Annotated in this window: 15 protein-coding genes, 1 pseudogene and 1 riboswitch; of the genes and pseudogenes, 7 read left to right on the forward strand and 9 right to left on the reverse strand. The window is 61.7% G+C overall.

Annotated features, from left to right (window positions below; genetic code table 11):
• Positions 1-80: 80 nt before the first annotated feature.
• Positions 81-308, reverse strand: a complete 228-nt coding sequence (locus tag BT116_RS21140) for a hypothetical protein (RefSeq protein ID WP_072346948.1) — start codon at positions 306-308, stop codon at positions 81-83.
• A gap of 348 nt (positions 309-656) precedes the next feature.
• Here BT116_RS21140 and BT116_RS21150 point away from each other — a divergent pair, with 348 nt between their 5' ends.
• On the forward strand, positions 657-1652 hold the full coding sequence (locus BT116_RS21150) for a TRAP transporter substrate-binding protein (RefSeq protein WP_072346950.1): 996 nt from the start codon (positions 657-659) through the stop codon (positions 1650-1652).
• Positions 1653-1892: 240 nt separating this feature from the next.
• Entirely contained in the window at positions 1893-3800 is a 1908-nt protein-coding gene (locus BT116_RS21155) for an alkaline phosphatase D family protein (protein ID WP_072346952.1), read from the forward strand.
• Between the two features lie 68 nt (positions 3801-3868).
• Here BT116_RS21155 and BT116_RS21160 read toward each other — a convergent pair whose 3' ends face one another.
• The 6 genes from BT116_RS21160 to BT116_RS21185 all read right to left on the reverse strand — a co-directional run bounded on the left by BT116_RS21160 (position 3869) and on the right by BT116_RS21185 (position 13883).
• The gene (locus tag BT116_RS21160) at positions 3869-4369 is read right to left on the reverse strand and encodes a methylated-DNA--[protein]-cysteine S-methyltransferase (protein ID WP_063322893.1); all 501 of its coding nucleotides are present in this window, start codon (positions 4367-4369) and stop codon (positions 3869-3871) included.
• Positions 4370-4552: 183 nt separating this feature from the next.
• Positions 4553-7288 carry a winged helix-turn-helix domain-containing protein gene (locus BT116_RS21165; protein ID WP_063322894.1) on the reverse strand — a complete coding sequence of 912 codons (2736 nt, stop codon included), beginning with the start codon at positions 7286-7288 and terminating at the stop codon, positions 4553-4555.
• 374 nt (positions 7289-7662) lie between these two features.
• Positions 7663-9027, reverse strand: coding sequence for a DUF1329 domain-containing protein (locus tag BT116_RS21170; RefSeq protein ID WP_072346954.1), 1365 nt, complete (start codon positions 9025-9027; stop codon positions 7663-7665).
• A 25-nt stretch (positions 9028-9052) separates the two neighbouring features.
• Positions 9053-10915, reverse strand: a complete 1863-nt coding sequence (locus BT116_RS21175) for a DUF1302 domain-containing protein (RefSeq protein WP_072346956.1) — start codon at positions 10913-10915, stop codon at positions 9053-9055.
• 331 nt (positions 10916-11246) lie between these two features.
• Positions 11247-12929, reverse strand: a complete 1683-nt coding sequence (locus BT116_RS21180) for a fatty acid--CoA ligase (RefSeq protein ID WP_072346958.1) — start codon at positions 12927-12929, stop codon at positions 11247-11249.
• Between the two features lie 324 nt (positions 12930-13253).
• Positions 13254-13883 carry a LysE family translocator gene (locus BT116_RS21185; protein ID WP_072346960.1) on the reverse strand — a complete coding sequence of 210 codons (630 nt, stop codon included), beginning with the start codon at positions 13881-13883 and terminating at the stop codon, positions 13254-13256.
• Between the two features lie 299 nt (positions 13884-14182).
• Between BT116_RS21185 and BT116_RS21190 the strand changes: the two genes are divergently transcribed.
• The 3 genes from BT116_RS21190 (at position 14183) to BT116_RS21200 (ending at position 17037) form a co-directional block, all read left to right on the forward strand.
• Entirely contained in the window at positions 14183-15148 is a 966-nt protein-coding gene (locus tag BT116_RS21190; RefSeq protein ID WP_072346962.1) for a 2-hydroxyacid dehydrogenase, read from the forward strand.
• Between the two features lie 45 nt (positions 15149-15193).
• A complete protein-coding gene (locus BT116_RS21195; RefSeq protein WP_072346964.1) occupies positions 15194-16192 on the forward strand; it encodes a class I SAM-dependent methyltransferase in 999 nt (332 codons plus the stop codon).
• 50 nt (positions 16193-16242) lie between these two features.
• A riboswitch (yybP-ykoY riboswitch) is annotated at positions 16243-16363 on the forward strand.
• Between the two features lie 89 nt (positions 16364-16452).
• Positions 16453-17037, forward strand: a complete 585-nt coding sequence (locus BT116_RS21200) for a TMEM165/GDT1 family protein (RefSeq protein WP_063322901.1) — start codon at positions 16453-16455, stop codon at positions 17035-17037.
• 141 nt (positions 17038-17178) lie between these two features.
• On the opposite strand, the gene BT116_RS21205 is transcribed toward BT116_RS21200, so the two are convergent.
• Complete coding sequence (locus tag BT116_RS21205) at positions 17179-17994, reverse strand: M48 family metallopeptidase (RefSeq protein ID WP_072346966.1); 816 nt, start codon at positions 17992-17994, stop codon at positions 17179-17181.
• A 1298-nt stretch (positions 17995-19292) separates the two neighbouring features.
• Between BT116_RS21205 and BT116_RS31900 the strand changes: the two are divergent.
• Positions 19293-19493, forward strand: a pseudogene (locus BT116_RS31900) (HAMP domain-containing protein); the annotation flags it as partial.
• Positions 19494-19607: 114 nt separating this feature from the next.
• The gene (locus BT116_RS31905) at positions 19608-20351 is read left to right on the forward strand and encodes a methyl-accepting chemotaxis protein (protein ID WP_371856178.1); all 744 of its coding nucleotides are present in this window, start codon (positions 19608-19610) and stop codon (positions 20349-20351) included.
• 189 nt (positions 20352-20540) lie between these two features.
• Here BT116_RS31905 and hisC read toward each other — a convergent pair whose 3' ends face one another.
• A complete protein-coding gene (gene hisC, locus BT116_RS21215) occupies positions 20541-21593 on the reverse strand; it encodes a histidinol-phosphate transaminase (RefSeq protein WP_072346970.1) in 1053 nt (350 codons plus the stop codon).

The raw sequence follows: 21593 nt of genomic DNA on the forward strand, positions 1-21593 counted from the left end.
TGAATTCGAATTTCATTTTGCCCAGGGAGGATGCCCCCTGGGCTCCCCCGCCACACGTTTCTGCAACGCTGTGGCCGCCGTTAAATTCGGGGGTTGCGCCGGCGATTCCAGAGGCCGCTGACCACCGCCGCGATGATCACCACCCCGGCATTACCGAACAACCAGATTGCAAAGTTACGACTCTGATCCGCCTCACTCTCGTAGAACGGTCCAAAGTAATTGCCAACCGCCACGAACACCAGATTGAACGCCCCAACGGCCAGGGCAATGATCAGGAGGACAAACAACGCGCCCTTGATGAAGTTCATATGCCCCTCCAGAACCATATGTCTTTGGAGTCATGGAAATCCGAGAACGTCCCTTCGATCGAAAAACCCATTTGTATGCGCACGTAGCTCATCCAATCCGTCAGGCGCCGGCCATTCCACAAGTCGATGTGATCACCACTGCGACCCGCGGTGGTTTCATTTGCTCGACGTCAGAAGTCCTTGAAAAAATAACGCCTTGCTGCGGCGTAGCCTAGCAGATGCCCGGGGCCCTCTCTTGGATAGGCATCCTGCAGCCGGCGTTTTTTCCCCTAGACTTGCCGTTGTCCGCTGTACGCCGGGTTTTGAATGAGCCCGTACGATAAAGACAAATAAAAAGGGAACCTCGCAATGCTCAAGCCAATATGGAAAACGCTCCTCTGCACCCTCGCCCTCAGTGCAGGGGCCAACGCGCTGGCGGCTGAACCGATAGTGATCAAGTTTTCCCATGTGGTGGGTGAACAAACGCCCAAGGGCCAGGGCGCGTTGATGTTCAAGAAGCTGGCGGAAGAACGGCTGCCGGGCAAGGTGAAGGTCGAGGTATATCCCAACTCCACACTGTATGGCGATGACAAGGAGATGGAGGCGTTGCTCCTGGGGGAGGTGCAGATCATTGCGCGGTCGCTGGCCAAGTTCGAGCAGTACACCAAGTCGGTGCAGTTGTTCGACTTGCCGTTTTTGTTTGATGACATCTCCGCCGTGGACCGTTTCCAGCAGAGCCCCGAGGGCCAGAAGTTGCTCAAGTCCATGGAAAGCAAGAACGTGACCGGCCTGGCCTATTGGCACAACGGCATGAAGCAGCTGTCGGCCAACAAGCCCCTGCGTATGCCCGAGGATGCCCGCGGCCTGACGTTCCGGATACAGACCTCCGCGGTGCTGGAGGAACAGTTCAAGATGGTGGACGCCAAGGCACAACCGATGATTTTCTCGGTGGTGTACCAGGGTTTGCGCACAGGCTTGGTCAACGGCACGGAAAACACTTACTCGAACTTCTATAACCAGAAGCTCAATGAAGTGCAGAAGTACGTCACCGAGTCCAACCACGGCATACTCGACTACATGTTGATCACCACCTCGGACTTCTGGAACGGCCTGCCGCCGGATATCCGCAGCGAACTGGACAAGATCGTGGTTGAGTCCACCGCCTATGCCAACCAAGAAGCGGAGCGGTTCAACCAACAGGACAAGCAGCATGTGCTGGACGCCAAGACCACCGAGATCATTACCCTCACACCTCAGGAGCGCAGCGCATGGCGCGACAAGATGAAGCCGGTGTGGGCGAAGTTTGAGAAGGAAATCGGGCCGGATTTGATCAGGGCGGCCGAGGCTTCCAACAATGCCCAGTGATGCAGCGACTTGAACAGGTGTCAGCCATCCTGTGGCGAGGGGATTTATCCCCGCTGGGGCGCGAAGCGCCCCTAAAACCTGACACTACGGTGTGCCTGGTTAATTGTTGGGGGCTGCTGCGCAGCCCAGCGGGGATAAATCCCCTCGCCACAACCGTACCTCAATCTCAACCTTCCCCAGCGACGAAACACATTGCGTTATGATCCCCCCGCCTCTCCCTGAACAGAGCTTTTTCCGCTGATGCTGTCATCCACCCCAGGTATCACCCCTACCCTGCCCGCCGTCCTGGTCGGCCCACTGTTGCGACGACTGGAGCCCACGCGGCTGGTGATGTGGCTGGTGGGCACGCGAGCATTGGCGATGACGTTGCGCGTGGCCGGCGTGGATGATCTTGCACTGGATGCGACACGCTGCACCGTGGTGCCGGTGGGGCAGCGGGCGTTTGTGCACTTGATCGATGTACGGCTCGCCAGCCCCCTGCCCCAGGACGTGACGATTGACTACGACTTGCTGGTGGACGGCGCGCCCATCGCCGAATGGGCGCCGCACCTACTGTTTGACGGCGCACAGTGCCCGAACTTCATACTGCATTCGCGCATCGAGCAACTGGTCCACGGCTCTTGCCGCAAACCCCATTACCCAGCCAACGACGGCCTGCTCTGCGTCGACCGGCTGTTGGCGCAAGCCCCTGAGCAACGCCCGGCATTGCTGATGATGAGCGGCGACCAGGTCTATGCCGACGACGTCGCCGGGCCCATGTTGCGGGCGATTCATGCGCTGATCGAATGCTTGGGGTTGTTCGAGGAATGCCTGGAAGGTGCCGTGGTGGAGGACAGCGCCAAGCTCTATCGGCACCCGGCCAGTTATTACCATCGTGCCGATTTGTTGCCCGCACTTGAGAGTAACGAAACCCTGCGCGAGCGTTTTTTCGGCGGGGCCCGCAAGCCGATTTTCACCAGCAGCAGCGCTGACAATCACCTGGTGACCTTCGCCGAGGTCATGGCGATGTACCTGCTAGTGTGGTCGCCCGTGCCTTGGACGCTGATCACTGTGCAGCCGCCTGAACTGACCGTCGAACGGCGCCAGCGCTACGACCTGGAACAGCAGCGCATCGATGCGTTCAAGACCGGGCTGGGCGGCGTGGCGCGAGTGTTTGCGCACCTGTCGTGCCTGATGATTTTCGACGACCACGACATTACCGATGACTGGAACCTGTCTGCGCAGTGGGAGGAAACGGCCTACGGCCATCCGTTCTCCAAACGCATCATCGGCAACGCGTTGATCGCCTACATGCTCTGCCAGGGCTGGGGTAACAACCCCGATGCCTTCGCTGACGTGCTCCCGCAAACCCTGGCCCTGAGCGCCACCGCCCGAGACCGTTACCTCGACAGCGAACCCCAGGACCAACTGATCGACACTCTGCTGGGTTTCCAGCAATGGCATTACGTGCTGCCGAGTACCCCGGCCCTGGTGGTGCTCGACACCCGCACCCGCCGCTGGCGCAGCGAGAACAACCTCAAGCAACCTTCCGGCCTGCTGGATTGGGAAGCCCTGAGCGAGTTGCAGCAGGAATTGTTGGATCACCCATCGGCGATTATCGTCTCACCGGCGCCGATCTTCGGTGTGAAGCTGATCGAGACCGTGCAACGGGTATTCAGTTGGTGCGGTTATCCACTGCTGGTGGATGCGGAAAACTGGATGGCCCATCGCGGCGCTGCCCAGGTGATCTTGAACATTTTCCGCCACTCACGTACGCCTGGTAATTACGTGGTGCTGTCCGGGGACGTGCACTATTGCTTCGTATACGAAGTGTTGATCCCGCACCGCAAGGGCGGTCCGCGCATCTGGCAGATCACCAGCAGCGGCATCAAGAATGAATTTCCCCCTGCGCTACTGGAATGGTTCGATCGCCTGAACCGCTGGCTCTACTCGCCACGCTCGCCCCTGAACTGGTTCACCAAGCGCCGCAGCATGCGCATCGTCCCCCACACCCCGGAACACGCCGAAGCGGGTGAACGGCTGTGGAACAGCGCAGGTATCGGACAAGTGTTTTTCAATGAACAGGGCCAACCCGCGCAGATCTACCAGCACAATGCCAACGGCCAACCGCCGACGCAGATGCTGCCCCCAAAATCACCACCGACCTGAAAGCGCTGGCACAGCCAGCACCTACGCAAGCTGACAATTCGCTATCGCGAGCAAGCTCGCTCCCGCAGTCAGAACACCAATTGCAGCGACTGCTGACCTTCAAGGCTCAGGAGGAACTGTTTGGCCGCCAAGCCGCCAGCGAAGCCGGTAAGGCTGCCGGAGCTGCCGATGACCCGGTGGCACGGGGCGATGATCGAGATGGGGTTGCGGCCATTGGCGGCGCCGACCGCCCGGACCGCCGTGGGTTGCCCCACCTGGATGGCGATGTCACGGTAGCTGCGGGTTTCGCCAAAGGGGATGGTCAACAGGGCTTGCCAGACCCGGATCTGGAAATCAGTGCCCGCGAAGTCCAGCTCCAGCTCGAAACGACGGCGCTGGCCAGCGAAGTATTCCAGCAACTGACGCTCGGTTTCCTTGAGGACCGGATGCTGGGTGTCCTCCTCCAAAGGCCCCAGCCGCACCCGATTGAGCCGCTCGTTTTCCCAGAGGATGGCCGCCAGCCGTGTCTGTCGGGCGACAAGGATCAGTTGGCCGACAGGGGATTGGATGGTTTTGTACAGAGGCAACATCGAACATTCCTTTACTGGCGCTGACTGTTTTTTTGTGGCGAGGGGATTTATCCCCGCTGGGCTGCGCAGCAGCCCCCCAATAATCGGCCCGACACATCTTAGTGTCAGGCTTCAGGGGCGCTTCGCACCCAGCGGGGATAAATCCCCTCGCCACAAAAGCTCCTCGACACAAGTGAGCCCCACTCAACCCAACAACCCCAACGCCTTCGCCCGCGCCACTGCTTGGGTGCGACGCTCCACACCGAGCTTGCTGTTGATATGGCTGGCATGGGTCTTGACCGTGTGCAGCGAGATAAACAATTGCTCGCTGATCTCTTGGTTCGAACAGCCTTGGGCAATCAGTTGCAACACCGCCCGCTCGCGACTGCTGAGGGTTTCGACCGGCGCCGCCGGGTCGGCGGGCTGGGCCACCGTCGAGGGCAGGCGTTCGAGCAGATGCTCGCGCAAGGTACTGGGCGGTGCCTGCAGCAGCTGTTCGCGCAACCATTCACGGTGCTCGCCGAACAACCACTCAAAGGGCTGCAACACCCCGCCGCTGGCAGCTTCGAAAGCCTGGGCCAGGGTGCGACGGGCTTCGGCTTCACGCCCGATGCTCAGCAGCAAGGCGACTTTCTGGTTGAGCGCCATCACGCTGAGCATCTGCCGGCCACTTTGCTGACCGTGTTCAAGCAAGGCATCGAGTCGTCCTTGCGCGAGTATCGGTTGGCCCCGGATGGACTCCAGCACCGCCTGTTGCAACTCGACATGCAGCGGCAGTTGCGGGTGGAATTCCGGTGGCGCGGCGGCCCGTTCGCCCGTGTAGGTCTGGCCCAGCCGGGCCAGCCAGGCTTCGGCCAGGTCGGTGCGACCCTGGGCCAACCAGAGTTCGCACTTGACCAGCGTGATCATCGCCAGATAGTAGATCGGCGGAACGTCCCAGATGTGCATCAGACGCTCGGCTTCCGCCAGTTCGGCGAAGGCCCGGGCGAACTCGCCGCTGTAGCCTTCGATACGCGCGATCACGCAATGGCCGATCAGCACGCTGATGTCGCGGCAGGCGCGGGCTTCGGTGAGGCCCGCCTGCAGCCGCGCAAGGCCGGCCTGGGGCTGCATGCGCAAGGTCAGCAAAAAACCTTCGTACATGATCAAGCGCGCCCGCACCGCATAAAGCCGCTGGGGCGACAGCTTGTGCAAACGTTGCAGGCCCTGGTGCACTTCATCCAGCGCCCGCAGGATCTCTCCCCGCGCCTGCAGGACCCGGGCACGATCGTAATGGGCCAGGGCCTCGAACAGTGGATTACCGACCCGCTGCGCCAGCTCCAGGGAATCACGGTTCAGGTTCCGGGCGCGCCACAGGTCGCCGTCGGCAATCGCCAGGTTCGACAGCGTGGACAAGCACATCAGGCGCTGGCCGTAGCGTTTTTGCGGCAAGCTCTCCAAAGCTTCGCTGCAATACCGCACGGTGGTCTCGCGATCCCCCCGGCCACGGGCGACGATCCCGCTCAGGGCCAGCCATTGGGCGAGCATGGATTTTTGCGCAGTGGCCGAGGGGGCCGGCAGGAAACGACTCAAGTGCGCCGCCAGCTCTTCGGCGGCGTCCAACTGGCAGGCCAGCCCCAACGCCCAGCTGTAGAGCACGATCAGCCGCGGGGTGCTGATGAGCAGGCTGTCGGGCAAGTCCATTTTCCAGCGCAGCAACATGCCGACGTTCTGCTCGGCCAGCAGTTGCTCCTCCGAGAGGTTCTGCACCAGGTTCGCCGCCACGTCCAGGTGCCCGGCCCGCAGCGCCTGCTCCACGGCTTCGTCGATCAGCCCCTGGGCGTTGAACCAGCGACAGGCCCGCAGGTGCAGGGTCGCGGCCGGGACCATGGCCGGTGCGCTGGGGCGACTGCGCAGCAGGTCGGAAAACAGGTGGTGATATCGGTACCAATGGCCGTGCTCGTCCAGCGGTACCAGGAACACCTGGTGGGCCGCCAGGTAACGCAGGATTTCGGCGCTGTCATGGGCCTCGCGCACCGCGTCGCACAGTTCGCTGCAAAAGCGTTCCTGAGGGGCCGTGTCGTAGAGAAATGCCTGCACCTCGGCGGGCAGGCAGTCGATGACCTCTTCCAGCAGATAATCGCGAATCAGCCCTTCGCCGCCGTGCAAGGCCTGGGGCAGCAGGCCTTCGGTACCGGCTTCGGAGGCGGCCAGCAACCAGAAACGCAGCCCGGCCACCCAACCTTCACTGCGCTGGATAAGATTTTCCAGCGCCTCACCGCGCAACGAACTGCTGTGATGCTGGAGCAGGGTCAAGGCTTCTTCATGGGTCAGGCGCAGGTCCTGCTCATTGAGTTCGAGCAGTTGCCGCGACAGGCGCAGGCGCGCCAAATGCCAGTCCGGGCGCTGGCGGCTGGTGACAAGGACCAGCAAGCCGTCGGGCAGGTGATTGAGGAAAAACTGCAGGCAGCGATCCAGCACCGGGCTTTGGGCCAGGTGGTAATCGTCGAGCACCAGCAGCAAAGGCTCGTGGGGCGATAAGTGCGTGGACAGTTCATCCAGCAAGCCGTCGAGCCATTCTTCGAAGGCAAAGGGTTGATGACGTTGGCGCATTTTCAGCAACCCCAGCGCCCGGCCACCCAGTTGCGGGAAAAAGGCCTGGAGCCCTTCGAGCAACCGTTCAAGGAAGCGGCCTGGATCGTTGTCCCGGGCGCTGAGCCCCAGCCAGAGGCTTTGCCAATGGGCCGGCAGGCTCTGGCAGAACTCCACCGCCAGGGAGCTTTTACCGAACCCCGCCGGGGCACTGACCAACAGCAACCTGCCTCCGAGCCCTGCGCTCAAACGCTCGCACAACCGCGGCCGCATAACATGGCCGTCGGGCAAGGGCGGGCGGTAGAAACGCCCGTCCTGTACCGCGATGGCTGCGCGGGCAGAATCCGGAAGTGAAGACAAATCAGTCATGGCCGGCTCTTGTAGGAATGCGGGTGGCGGCGTTGCAGATGTCCGCAGACTAGCGGTAAACGAGGAGGTATTGAAGGGAGTGCTACAAATGGCTACAAAAAGACTACAAGCCGATTCAACTTGAAAGGTGTGTGGCACCACTTCTGTGGCGAGGGGATTTATCCCCGCTGGGTCGCGAAGCGGCCCCAAAGCTTGAAGGCATCTACCTGTCGCTCCGAGTTGGCTGGTCGAGGGGCCGCTTCGCGACCCAACGGGGATAAATCCCCTCGCCACAACTTTGTGTTTACCTCCTCATTTGTGTTTAGCCCCACAAAAAAAAACGCCCCGAACCAGTCGGGGCGTTGTTTCGAGGATGCGGCCTCGGGTGCAGCGATTTAGCGGATGCCGTCCTGACGCAGGGCGTTCGGGGTGAAGTCGGCGGTGGTGGCGGTGAAGCCGAAGTCGTAGGCCGATTTCTCTTCGTTCTTCATGCCCAGCGCCAGGTAGCGGCCGGACTGCAGGTCGTAGAGGGTTTCCAAGGCGTACCACGGCACTTGCTTGTCGTAGTAGTTCTCGGCATGGGCCTCGGCCACGCGCCACAGTTGGCCACGGCCGTCGTAATGGTCGATTACCGCGGCTTGCCAGGTGTCTTCATCGATGAAGAAGTCACGCTTGGCGTAGATGTGGCGCTGGCCTTCCTTCAGCGTCGCGGTCACGTGCCAGACACGACGCAGCTCGTAGCGGGCCAGGTCCTGGTTGATGTGGCCGGCCTTGAGGATGTCGGCGTACTTGAGTTGTGGCGAATCGATCTTGTAGCTGTTGGCGGCGATGTACAGCTCTTTCTTGCCTTCCAGCTTCCAGTCGTAGCGATCCGGCGCGCCGTTGTACATGTCCAGGTTGTCGGAGGTACGCAGGCCGTCGGCGGCGGTACCCGGGCCGTCGTAGGACACTTGCGGGGCACGGCGCACACGGCGCTGACCAGCGTTGTAGACCCACGCCGAACGCGGTTCCTTCACCTGGTCGAGAGTTTCGTGCACCAGCAGCACACCACCGGCCAGGCGCGCCGGCGCGGTCACTTGCTGCTTGAAGTAGAACAGGATGTTGCCAGGGTTGGCCGGATCGAAATCCTTCATCTTGTCGCGGAACACGAACTGGTCGCGGAAGTACACCAGGCTGTACGAACCGTTGGGCTGCGGGGTGGCCTGGGTGACCAGGCGCGTTACGCTGCCGCCACGATAGCGGGTGATGTGGTTCCAGATGACTTCCACACCGCTCTGGGGAATCGGGAACGGCACGGCCGTCTCGAAGTTTTCCAGGCCGTTACCGCCGGAGACCAGCTTGGTGTTGACCGCGTTCTTCTTGATGGAGGCGAACACCTCGTCCGGCACGGTGGCACCGCGATGGGTCGGGTAGACCGGCATCTTGAAGGTTTCCGGGTAACGCTTGAACATCGCGTACTGACCCGGCGCGAGCTTGTCCTTGTACTGGTCGACGTTCTGCGCGGTGATGGTGAACAGCGGTTTTTCACTGGCGTATGGGTCGGCGAGGAAGCCCTTGCTGTCCACGGAACCGGCATTCTTGGCCATGGGTTTCCAGGCCGAGATCGAGCCGTCGGCATTGCCGGCCATCTCGGCGCCCATCGGCGTCAGGCTCTTGCCCAGTTTATCGGCCTCGGCCGCGGGCACTGCCGCCATGACGCTGGCGGCCAGCAGGGAGAGCCCCAGAACACCGGCCTGCAACAGATTCTTTGTTATTTTCATAGTGTGTCGTCCTGAAATACGGTGCTTAGAAGGTCACGCCGACGCTGAGCGCCAGGAAGTCGCGATCGTCTACGGTGCTGAAGTCGCCACCAAAGAAGTTGGTGTAGGCCAGGCTGGCGTTGTAGGTGTTCTGGTACTCGGCATCGAGCCCGAGGCTGACGGCTTTGCGGCCTTCCTCGAAGTTGCCGCCAGGGCCTGGCGAGTAGCCTTTGACGTCATGGGACCAGGCCACGTTGGGCTTGAGGTTCACGCCAGCGAACACGTCCGGGTATTCCCAGATGGCGCGAGCGCGGTAGCCCCAGGAGGTGGAGGTGGTGAAGCCGTCGTTGTTGCAGTTGCTGTTCACGTCGTTGATGGTCTGGCCGCCACCTGTGGCGGTAGAGCTGTTGAGCGCGTTACAGGCTCCGCTGGGCAGTTGACCCGGACCAAAGACAGGGTCACGACCGTAGCGAACATCCGACTTGCTTTCCAAGCCTCCAACATGAGTCACGCCGACTTCACCTACCAGTGTGAGGCGACTGGCGCCCATGACCTGATCCAAGAAGTGAGTGAAGGTGGTCTGGAACTGAGTGACTTCCTTGCGGCGATAACCATGCAGATCCTGGCCTGGCACTCCCTGGAGCAGCGACGCATTGCCCAACACAGGACCACCGATCGGGCGAACGCCGGCGAACAAGATATCGGTGGTGCTCAACTGCACCGGCGCGTTCGGCCGATAGCTGATCTCACCGCTCCACGCCGTACCGGTTGGCAGGGTGGTGGAGAAACTCAAGCCGTAGAGACGGATATCTTCCGGATATTCGACGAAATATTGGGAATTACCCGCGACGATCAGTGGCGCCAGCGGCGAGCCAGTGACCGCGTCGTAGACTGACTGAGGCGCGCCGGTGGCACTGAAGATCGGCGCACGGCTGTGGTAGTTCATGAAGTACGCACCGAACTCGGTGTCCAGCGGCTCGAACATGTACTTCAACGACGCGCCCCACTGGCCGCTGTCGCGAGCATCACGGTCCGGGCCACGCCGTACCAGCACGCCTTCTTCGTTGATATCGACACCCTGGCCTTCCAATATCGGAAGAAGGACCCCCGGGAACGGAATGCTTGAACGCTTGTTCAACACCCGCAGGTTATCGGTGCAACCATCGGCAATCACATCCGGCTGGGAGAAGAACGTACCGCAGTTATCCACCACGGTCTGGTCCCATTCAATCTGGTAGAACGCCTCGGCCGACAGGTTGTCGGTCAGGCTCTGGGACACGTAGAACATGTTGACCGGGATCAGGCCTTCCTTGATCTCGGCGCCAGGACGACGGAACGCGGACACGTCGACCGGGTTGATGGAGTTGATGCCGCCCTGGATGAACGTGCTTTCACCCCAACTGACCACCTGCTTGCCCAGGCGCACGGAGCCTGGCTGATCGGCAATGGCATAGTTGTGGTAGACGAATGCATCGAGGATCTGCCCGCCGGAGGACTTGGCGCCTTCCTTGCGGTTGCTGTCGCTGATGTCCTTGTACAGGCGGTGTTCGTCCTTGAGTTCGAAGTCGTACCAGTACTTGCCGCGCACGAACACACCGGTATCGCCGTACTTCAGTTCCAGGTCATGGATACCCTTGAAGATCTTCGAGAAGGTTTCCCCTCGCTTGAAATTCAAGTGGCCGTCATCGGAGGTCTGCGACAAACCCTTGCCGCCATTGTTGACACCGATCAGGTCCTTGTTGGCGTTGGCCGTGGACCAGCTCGCGCCGACCGACAGGGACGAGTCGAACTGGCCTTCGATTTCACCGATGTTGAAACTGACGCCGAATGCTGGCCCGGCGAGCGAAGAGGCGAGACTGACCGCCAGAGGCAGTTTTGCCCGGCGCCAGAACGTGGTTGCTGAGGTCATCGACGCTACTCCATGTGCATTATTGTTATGGCAGTGGACATTTCAAGAACACCTCGATGGCTGGGAGCGGCAGCGTCCCGACATCCGTCGAAGTCGCATCGCCCTTTCGTGCGTGCGCCCCGTTCCTGAGAATCCGTGAGCGGACTATAGCCAGCAGGTAGTACGGCTTGATCCCTCTAAAGTGTGATTTGCAGCCCTCAACCACTCTGGGACAGTCCTTTCGCCAGGCCGACAGGTGTCGGCACGGCAAGGATGGCTGAAATTTACGGTTTGACAAGTCAAGCGCTTGCTTGGTGGGGCTGCCGTGCCCTTTCGGGCACGGCAAAAAGGCCTAAAGCGTGGACAGGAAGGTGCTGTTGTTGCTCTGCCATTCGGTGATGTCGATGCGGATGCGCTTTTTGTCGAGCTTGCCGACGCTGGTCTTGGGAATTTCCGTAACAAGGGCGATCTGGCTCGGGATCGCCCACTTGCTCAAGTGCCCCAACTCGACGAACGGCTTGAGGTGCTCCTTGAGTTCGCGAGCCCCGATCTCATGCCCTTCTCGAACCACCAGCAAGGCAAACGGCCGCTCACCCCACTGCGGATCGGGGATGCCGACCACTGCTACTTCGCGTACCGCCACGTGACGGCTGATGAGGTCTTCCAGGTCCAGGGAGGAGATCCATTCGCCACCAGTCTTGATCACGTCCTTGATGCGATCACGGATGTCGATGAAGCCCATGTTGTCCAGCGTGGCGACGTCGCCGGTGTGCAGCCAGCCGCCGGCCCAGAGCTCGGCGCCCTTCTGCGGCTCGTTGAAATAGCCCTCGGTGAGCCACGGCGCGCGCAGCACCAGTTCGCCCTGGGTCTCGCCGTCGGCCGGCAGGAAGCGCCCCTCGGTGTCGACGATCGCCGCTTCCACCAGCGGGCCTGGCACGCCGGCCTTGATCCGGTAGGTGGTGCGCTCGTCTTCGCTGCCGGCCATCAGTTCCTCATTGAGGTGGGCGCAAGACACCAGCGGGCCGGTTTCCGACATGCCATAGGCGGCAGTGAGCTGAATGCCCCGCGCCTTGGCCGCTTCGTACAGGCTGCGATTCAGGGCGCTGCCGCCGATGACGATCTTCCAGCCGCCGAAATCGGTGTCCTGGGCGCCCTTGGCGTTGAGGACCATTTGCAGGATGGTTGGCACGCAATGGGAAAAGGTAACCTTTTCCTTGCGCCACAGCTGGACCAGGAATTCGGGGTCGTAGCGCCCCGGGTAGACCTGCTTGAGCCCGAGCATGGTCGCGACATAGGGCAGGCCCCAGGCATGGACGTGGAACATCGGCGTGATCGGCATGTACACGTCGTTGGTGCCCAGCAGCCGCACGCTGTCGATGGCCCCCATGATGGTCGCCACGCCCATGGTGTGCAGCACCAGTTGCCGATGGGTGAAGTACACGCCCTTGGGATTGCCCGTGGTGCCAGTGGTATAGAACGTAGTGGCGACGGAGTTTTCGTCGAAATCCTGGAAGTCGTAGGTGGGCGCCGCGGCGGCCAGCAATTGCTCGTATTCACCCACCAGGTTCGGCAGCTCGGCGGTTTTTTCCGGCAGGTCAGTCAGCAGCAGGGTCTTGTCCACCGTGGTCAGGTGTCCGGCGATCGCCTGGTACAAGCCGACGAACTCGCTGTTGACCAGCACGAAGCGGTCCTCGGCGTGGTTCATGGTGTAGACGATCTGTTCCGGTGACAGGCGCACGTTGATGGTGTGGATCACCGCGCCGATCATCGGGATCGCGAACATGCATTCCAGGTAGCGATGGCTGTCCCAGTCCATAACCGCCACGGTATCACCGGCCTTGACCCCCGCCTCGGTCAACACGTTGGCCAGTCGCGCGACCCGCTCGGTCAGCGTCGGATAGCTGTAGCGCAACTGGTCACGGTAGATGATCTCGCGGGTTTTCTCGTAACGCGTACCGGACATCAGCAGCCGCTTGATCAGCAGCGGGTATTGATAGGCGCCTTCGGCTGGGGGAATAACGCGAGTCTGCAACATAAGAGTCCCTTTTCTGACTGCACGGTCTTGGCTGGAAGCAAGCACTCTAGAGCGCTTGTACACAGATCAAATCAGCCAAAGGAATGATTTGATCCGCGCGCAAATACTGGCCTTGAGCCATCTAACCCCCAGGTTTCGCAAGCATGGCGCAACCAAACCTTGTCTCATCGGGATCCAGCAGCGAGCACAGGTATCACGCTTGTTACAAAAACCTGCGGGGAAATGCCCTGGCAGGTCTCCAGCATGCCACCACTTTTTGACAGAAAATGTCGATCGTGGCCCGTTCCATCCGCGTGGAAGCGATCAAAGGACAGCGCGCAACGGTCAATGCGCTTCGGTAAACGCCAGCTTCACCCCAATGGCGACGAGCACCGCGCCCATGGTCCGGTCGAACCAGTGGCCCATGCGCGCAAAACCGGCGCGCACCCGTTGCTGGCTGAACAGCAGCGCCACCAGGCAGAACCAGGCGGCCGTCGCAACAGCCAGGTACACACCGTAACCGGCCTGGACGGCCAACGGCGTGTGTGGGTTGATCACCACGGTGAACAGCGACAGGAAAAACAGCGTCGCCTTGGGGTTCAGGCCATTGGTGACGAAGCCCGAGGTGAACGCGCCGCGAGGGGTACGTTCACCGGCCTCCTTGTGCAGGTTGTCCTCGGTGGGCTTGGCCGGTTGCGCCCGCAGTGCCTTGAAGCCGATGTACAGCAGGTACGCAGCGGCGGCCCATTTCAGCGCGTTGAACAGCACGATCGATTGCGACACGATCAGGCCGATACCCAACAGCGAATACCCGACATGCAGGAAAATCGCCGTGCCGACGCCCAGCGCCGTCCAGGTTCCGGCGCGGCGGCCATGGGTCACGCTTTCGCGCACCACCACGGCAAAATCCGGCCCGGGGCTGGCAACGGCCAGCAGGTGGATCAGGGCGACGGTGAGGAATTCGGTGAGGTACATGGTGGAGCTCCTTGGCTAACGCAATCTCGAAACAAACATCAACTTTTTGGAAAGTGGGTATGTGGCGAGGGGATTTATCCCCGCTGGGCTGCAAAGCAGCCCTGATACTTGAATACTCGGGGTGTCAGGCAAAAATCATTTCCAGAGCTTTTGGGACTGCTTCGCAGTCCAGCGGGGATAAATCCCCTCGCCACAAGGTTCTTCATGATCCCCCCAATATTGCGCAAGACCAAAGCTACAACCCATCTGGTAGGCTCGCCACATTACGCCTTCGATTCTTGAGATAAAAGGTACAGCTGATGACGAACACCGCCCGCGCAGTCTTCCTCGACCACCCTTCCCTGGACCTCGGCGACCTGGACCTGGGCCCGCTGCGCAACTGCTTCAGCGACCTGCAACTGTTCGCCCGGACCACACCGGACCAGGTCATCGAGCGGCTCAAGGGCGCCACCGTGGCGATCACCAACAAAGTCGTGATCGATGCACAGGCCATGGCGGCCAGCCCCGAACTGAAGCTGATCCTGATCAGCGCCACCGGCACCAACAATGTCGATCTGGTCGCCGCACGCAGCCATGGCATCACCGTGTGCAATTGCCAGGGTTACGGCACACCGTCGGTGGCCCAGCACACCATCATGCTGTTGCTGAACCTGGCGACGCGCCTGGCCGATTATCAAAAAGCGGTGGGAGAAGGTCGCTGGCAACAGGCTTCGCAGTTCTGCCTGCTGGACTATCCGATTGTCGAGCTGGCAGGCAAGACCCTGGGTTTGCTGGGCCATGGTGAATTGGGCAGCGCCGTCGGGCGGCTGGCCGAAGCCTTTGGCATGCGTGTGCTGCTGGGGCAGATCCCCGGGCGCCCGGCCCGCCCCGACCGCTTGCCGCTGGAGCAGTTGTTGCCGCAAGTCGATGCCTTGACCCTGCACTGCCCGCTCAACGAGCACACGCGGAACTTCATCGGCGCTCGCGAACTGGCGCAGCTCAAGCCCGGCGCATTCGTGGTCAACACCGCCCGTGGCGGCCTGGTCGACGAACAGGCCCTGGCCGAAGCCCTGCGCAACGGTCACTTGGGGGGCGCCGCCACCGACGTGCTCAGCGTGGAGCCGCCGGCCCAAGGCAACCCGCTGCTGGCCGGCGATATTCCACGCTTGATCGTCACACCGCACAACGCCTGGGGCAGCCGCGAGGCGCGGCAACGGATCGTCGGGCAAATGAGTGAAAACGCCCAGGGCTTTTTCAGCGGTACAGCGCGGCGTGTCGTCAGTTGATAAACTGCCGCACTTTTTTTTACCCGCTTTATCAAGGAGCAGACCATGGATCCGCGCAGTGAAGTACTGCTTCGTCAGGCCGAGTTATTCCAGGGCTCGGTGTTGTTGGCCGGCCTGCCCGCCGACGACCTGCTCGGCCGTTTGCCAGAGGCCCATGGCTGGTGCTGGCATGCCGGCGATCAGGCCGCGCTGGAGGCTCGCTTTCCCGAGCGCAGCCACTTTGGCGTGAACGTACCCGAGCGTGGATTCGACACCGCCGTGGTGTTCCTGCCCAAGGCCAAGGACCTGACCGACTACCTCCTCAATGCCGTGGCGGCGCGCCTGGCCGGTCGCGAGGTGTACCTGGTGGGGGAAAAGCGCAGCGGCATCGAAGGCGCGTCCAAGCAGCTCAACCCGTTCGGCAAGCCACGCAAGCTCGACAGTGCGCGGCATTGCCAACTGTGGCAGGTCACCGTCGCCAACGCACTCGAGGCCAAGCCCCTGGAAAGCCTGGCCCAGACCTACGAGCTGCCCCTGGCCGAAGGCCCGTTGAAGGTCATCAGCCTGCCGGGGGTATTCAGCCATGGCCGCCTGGACCGCGGCAGTGCGCTGCTGTTGGAACACCTGGATAAACTGCCCAGCGGGCACTTGCTCGACTTCGGCTGCGGTGCCGGGGTGCTGGGGGCGGCGGTCAAGCGACGCTATCCGCACAACACCGTCACCCTGTTGGACGTGGACGCATTCGCCGCCGCCAGCAGTCGCCTGACCCTGGCCGCCAACGGCCTGGAGGCCGAGGTGCTGACCGGTGACGGCATCGACGCCGCGCCGATGGGCTTGAGCGCGATCCTGAGCAACCCACCGTTCCATGTCGGCGTACACACCGATTACCACGCCACGGAAAACCTGCTGCGAAAAGCAGCCAAACATCTGAAAAACGGTGGCGAACTGCGGCTGGTTGCCAATAGTTTCCTCAAGTACCAGCCACTGATCGAGGAGCATCTGGGCGTCTGCGCCATCAAGGCCGAAGGCCAGGGCTTTCGCATCTACCGCGCCAAGCGCGGCTGAAATCTTTTAGGCAACAGCACTTGCTCAATCGGATTTGCCTAGGCAGAATCCGCTCCGTCCTAGGGGAGTAGTCTCCCGCGAGCCTCATGCTCGCCCGGCATACGTCAACATACTTGGTCAGCAGACCATGGCGTATGCGGCCCAAGCGTCCACGCAGATGGTCGCTGGGTTTGACAAGACCTATGACACGCACACCTTACCCGGGGCGGGAAGGTTGTACGTGTCATAGCCGTGTCGACCCGCCCCTTTAGGAATTCCTGATGCTGGACTCACTCCTCGTACCTACCGCTATCGTTGCGCTGGCCGAAATTGGCGACAAGACGCAATTGCTCGCACTTATCCTGGCCGCTCGCTTTCGCAAACCCTGGCCGATCATCGCCGGCATCATTGCCGCAACACTCGCCAACCATGCAGCCGCCGGGGCAGTAGGGGCCTGGGTCAGCGGATTTTTCTCCGATGCGGTGCTGCACTGGATACTGGCGGCAAGCTTCACGGCCACGGCGCTGTGGACCCTGGTCCCGGACAAACTGGACGATGAGGAAGCGAACACGGCCCGCAAGTTCGGGCCATTCCTGACCACGCTGATTGCGTTCTTCCTGGCGGAAATCGGCGACAAGACGCAGATCGCCACGGTAATGCTCGCCGCGCAATACCCGGAGTTGTGGTTGGTCATCATCGGCACCACCGTGGGCATGTTGATTGCCAACGTGCCGGTAGTGCTGGCGGGCAATTTCGCCGCCGAGAAGCTGCCCCTGGCCCTGATCCGCCGCCTGGCCGCCTCGGCGTTCTTCGTCCTGGCGATCGTGGCGGTGTACAAGGCGATGCAGAGCAGCGGGTGGGTTTGATCAGGTTGATGCAGGTTCTGTGGCGAGGGAGCTTGCTCCCGCTGGGTTGCGAAGCAGCCCTAAGCTTTTGCGGCCGCTACGCGACCGAGCGGGAGCAAGCTCCCTCGCCACAAAAAAACAGCTTTTACTGCATGATGAAGCTTACTTCTTGGCCTGCTGATAAAGCGGCATCACCTTCGGAATCGCCGCCTGCAACGAAGCGATACGGCTGCTCGACGACGGGTGGGTGCTCATGAACTCCGGTGGCGCGCCTTCCGAGGCCTTGGCCATCTTGTTCCACAAGGTGATCGCCGCGTTCGGGTCATAGCCGGCGCGGGCGGCCAGTTCGAGGCCGATCAGGTCGGCTTCGTTCTCGTTGCCACGGCTGTTGGGCAAGGTCATGCCATAGTTGGCAACGGTGTCGGCCAACGCCAGGCTGTCCTGGCCCAGGCCGAACAAGGCACCAGCGCCCTGCTTGGCCATCTCGATGCCATAGGCCTTGGACATCGCTTCGCGCCCGTGCTCGCGCAGGGCGTGGGCGATTTCGTGGCCCATGATCGCGGCGATTTCAGCGTCGGTCAGCTTCAACTGGTCGATCAGGCCGGTGTAGAACATGATCTTGCCGCCAGGGCCGCAATTGGCGTTGAGCTCGTCGCTCTTGATCAGGTTCACTTCCCAGTTCCACTGGGCCGAATCCGGGCGGAACACCGGCGCCTGGGCGATCAAGCGGTCGGCAATGACCTGGATGCGCTTGGCATCGTTGCTGGTCTTGTCCAGCGCACCCTGGGCCTTGGCCTCGCCCATCGTCTTTTGATAGGACTGGGCGTACATCTGGTTGACCTGATCGGTCGACAGCATGCTGAACATGTACTGCTTGCGCTCCACACCCACGGCTCCGCCACTGGTGGTATTGACCGACTGGCAACCGGTGAGCAGCAGCGCCGCGCTCAGAGCACTCACCATCAATGTCTTGTTCATATAAAAAAAGCTCCCTGGAAACGTGGGCGTATCCTAGGCCTTGATCTGTATCGGCGCCAGATACATAACGAAGGATTACAGGTTTTTCGGACAGACCCCACGCAGTCCATTTGCGACACCTACGCAGCTAAAACAGTCACCCGACGAACAGCGCCTCATGCCGCGCCACAGAAACGCCGATAACGGCTCCAGACGTCATTTCCGCGTCCGGAGCCTTTATGAAATTCAGATCGATCCAGTTTTCCGTGGCCGCCCTGGCCGGTGCCATCGTGCTCAGCGTGGTGGGCGCCCTCGTGCTGTACGCGTTGTTTGCCGGCGCGCGCACCCAGGACATGGTGCAACAGCGGACCAAGGCCCAGTTCGAACAACTCATCGAACAACGTCTCACCGCCCTGGCCCGCACCCAGGCGAGCCTGATCCAGCGGGAACTGGAAGCCCCGCTGCTGCTCGCCCGCGGCCTGGCCACCAGCAACGCCTTGATGGGCATGAACGGCGCGGACGGCAACCCGCAATTGAAGGTGCCCCGCGAGCAAATGATCAGCCTGTTGCGCGAAACCGTGGTGCGCAACCCGAAGATCCTCGGTGCCTACATCGCCTGGGAACCGAACGCCATCGACCACGACGACGCCAACTATGTGAACAGCCAGGTGGTGGGCATGGAAACCAACGGGCGTTTCCTGCCGTGGTGGTTCCGTAACCAGGACGGCTCCCTGGGCCTGGAAAAACTCGCCGACGTGACCGACCAGAAACTACTTTCCACCGGCATCCGCGCCAGTGAGTACTACCTGTGCTCCCAGGACAGCAAGAAAGCCTGCGTGATCGACCCGGCGCCCTATCGCGTTGGCAGCACGATGACCATGCTCGCCTCGTTCATCGAACCGATCATGATCGATGGCAAGTTCCAGGGCATCGTCGGCGCCGACCTGTCGGTGAACTTCATCCAGGACATGCTCGTGGCCGCCGATGGCAAGTTGTACGACGGCGCCGGGGAAATGGCCTTGCTCTCCAGCAACAATCGACTGGTGGCCTTCACCAAGGACCCGAGCAAACTCGGAGAAAAGGCCAGCGACCTGCTGGACGCCAGTGCACTGGATAACCTCGCCAAGCTGGGCGACGGCGAAGTGCGCTATGACATCGACGAAGCACACGGGCATATCGAGGTGTACATGCCGTTCGGCATCGGCGAGACCAACGCCCGCTGGACGCTGATGTTGCAGCTGCCACTGAACGCGGTCATGGCCGACCTGCAAGCGCTGCAGAAAGACCTCGACCATCAGCGCCAGGCCGATATCTTCGGCATGGCGATAGTGGGCCTGGTGATTGCCGGCATCGGTCTGCTGGTGATCTGGCTGGTGGGCCACGGCATTGCCCGACCGCTCAAGCAAATGGTGGCGATGCTCGATGACATCGCCCAGGGCGAAGGCGACTTGACCCGTCGCCTGGTCAGCGACCGCGCCGATGAGCTGGGGGCGATCGCCAGGGGCTTCAATACCTTCCTGAGCAAGTTGCAGGGCATGATCACCCAGGTGGTGACCTCGGTGCAGAGCGTCAGCGATTCGTCGGAGCACACTGCCGATATCGCGATCCGCACCAACCAGGGCGTGCACAAGCAGATGTCGGAGATCGATCAAGTCGCCACTGCCGTGCACGAAATGACCGCCACCGCCCAGGACGTGGCCCGCAACGCGACCCAAGCCGCCCAGGCCGCCAGCCATGCAGACCAGGCTGCCAGCCAGGGCATGCAGATCGTGCGGGACACTTCCACCTCCATCGGTGCCCTGGCCGTGGAAATCGGCAAGGCGGTGGGCGTGGTACAGACCCTGGCCAAGGACAGCGAGAACATCAACGCGATCCTCACCGCCATCCGCGGAATCGCCGAGCAGACCAACCTGCTCGCCCTCAACGCCGCCATCGAAGCCGCCCGGGCCGGTGAACAGGGCCGTGGTTTCGCAGTAGTCGCCGATGAAGTGCGCAACCTGGCGCAGAAGACGCAACAGGCGACCGAAGAAATCCAGACGATGATCCAACAATTGCAACAAGGCACCCGGGATGTAGTGCGGGTGATGGAAGACAGCCAGACCCGCACCGACGAAAGCGTGCAGCATGCGGCGAAAGCGGCCCAGGCCCTGGAAACGATCACCCAGGCCGTGTCGGTGATCAACGACATGAACACCCAGATCGCCAGCGCCGCCGAGGAACAAAGCGCCGTAGCCGACGACATCAACCGTAACGTGATCAACATCGGGCAAGTGGCGAACGAAGTGGCCAGCGGCGCCGACGAATCCAGCGCGGCCAGCGCCGGGCTGACCAAACTGGCGGAGCAGCAGCGGAGGTTGATCAATCAGTTCAGGGTCTGATCCGAAGGCCCCATCGCGAGCAAGCTCGCTCCCACAGAGGGATTGGCGGTGGCACGCCGACAGTGCGTCCCCCCCAAAAACGACTGTGGGAGCGAGCTTGCTCGCGATGGCGTCGGTTCAGCCAACATCGAAGTGACTGACACTACGCCTTCGCGGGCAAGCCCGCTCCCACAGGGGATTTGCAGGGTTTCAGAGTTCGCCGAGGGCTTCGATCAGGGCCTGGTTCTGCTCCGGTGTGCCGATGCTGATCCGCAGGAACTGGGCAATCCGCTCCTGCTTGAAGTGCCGCACGATCACCCCCTGTTCCCGCAGTTTCGCCGCCAACCCTGCCGCATCGTGCCGGGGGTGGCGGGCGAAGATGAAGTTGGCCGCCGAGGGCAGCACTTCAAAGCCCTTGGCTTCCAATTGGGCCACGACCCATTCACGATGCTCGATGACCAAGCGGCAAGTCTTGTCGAAGTACTCGCGATCATCGAACGCCGCAGCGCCGCCGACATTCGCCAGGCGATCCAGCGGGTAGGAATTGAAGCTGTTCTTGATCCGCTCCAGCGCTTCGATCAGGTCCGGATGACCCACCGCCAGGCCCACGCGCAGCCCCGCCAGGGAGCGGGACTTGGACAAGGTCTGGGTCACCAGCAGGTTCGGATAGCGATCCACCAGGCTGATGGCCGTCTCGCCGCCGAAGTCGATATAGGCCTCGTCGACCACCACCACCGAATCCGGACTGGCCTTGAGGATCTGCTCGACCGCTTCCAGCGCCAGCAGGCAGCCGGTCGGCGCGTTCGGGTTGGGGAAAATGATCCCGCCATTGGGTTTGGCGTAATCTGCCGGGTCGATCTGGAATTGCGCATCCAGCGGCACCGCATCGAACTGAATGCCGTACAGCCCGCAATACACCGGATAGAAGCTGTAGCTGATGTCCGGAAACAACAGCGGCTGGTCATGTTGCAACAGGCCGTGAAAAATGTGCGCCAGCACTTCATCCGAGCCATTACCCAGGAACACCTGGTTGCTCTGCACGCCGTAATAGCGGGCCACGGCGCCTTTGAGCAGGTCGCTGTTGGGATCCGGATACAGGCGCAGGTTTTCGTTCAGCTCGGTCTGCATCGCCGCCAGGGCCTTGGGCGATGGGCCGTAGGGATTCTCGTTGGTGTTGAGCTTGACCAAGCGGGTCAGCTTCGGCTGTTCACCCGGCACGTAGGGCACCAGGTTCTTGACGAACGGGCTCCAGAATTTACTCAT

The sequence above is a fragment of the Pseudomonas sp. NFACC16-2 genome, from assembly GCF_900119205.1.
GTDB lineage: Bacteria > Pseudomonadota > Gammaproteobacteria > Pseudomonadales > Pseudomonadaceae > Aquipseudomonas > Aquipseudomonas fluorescens_Q.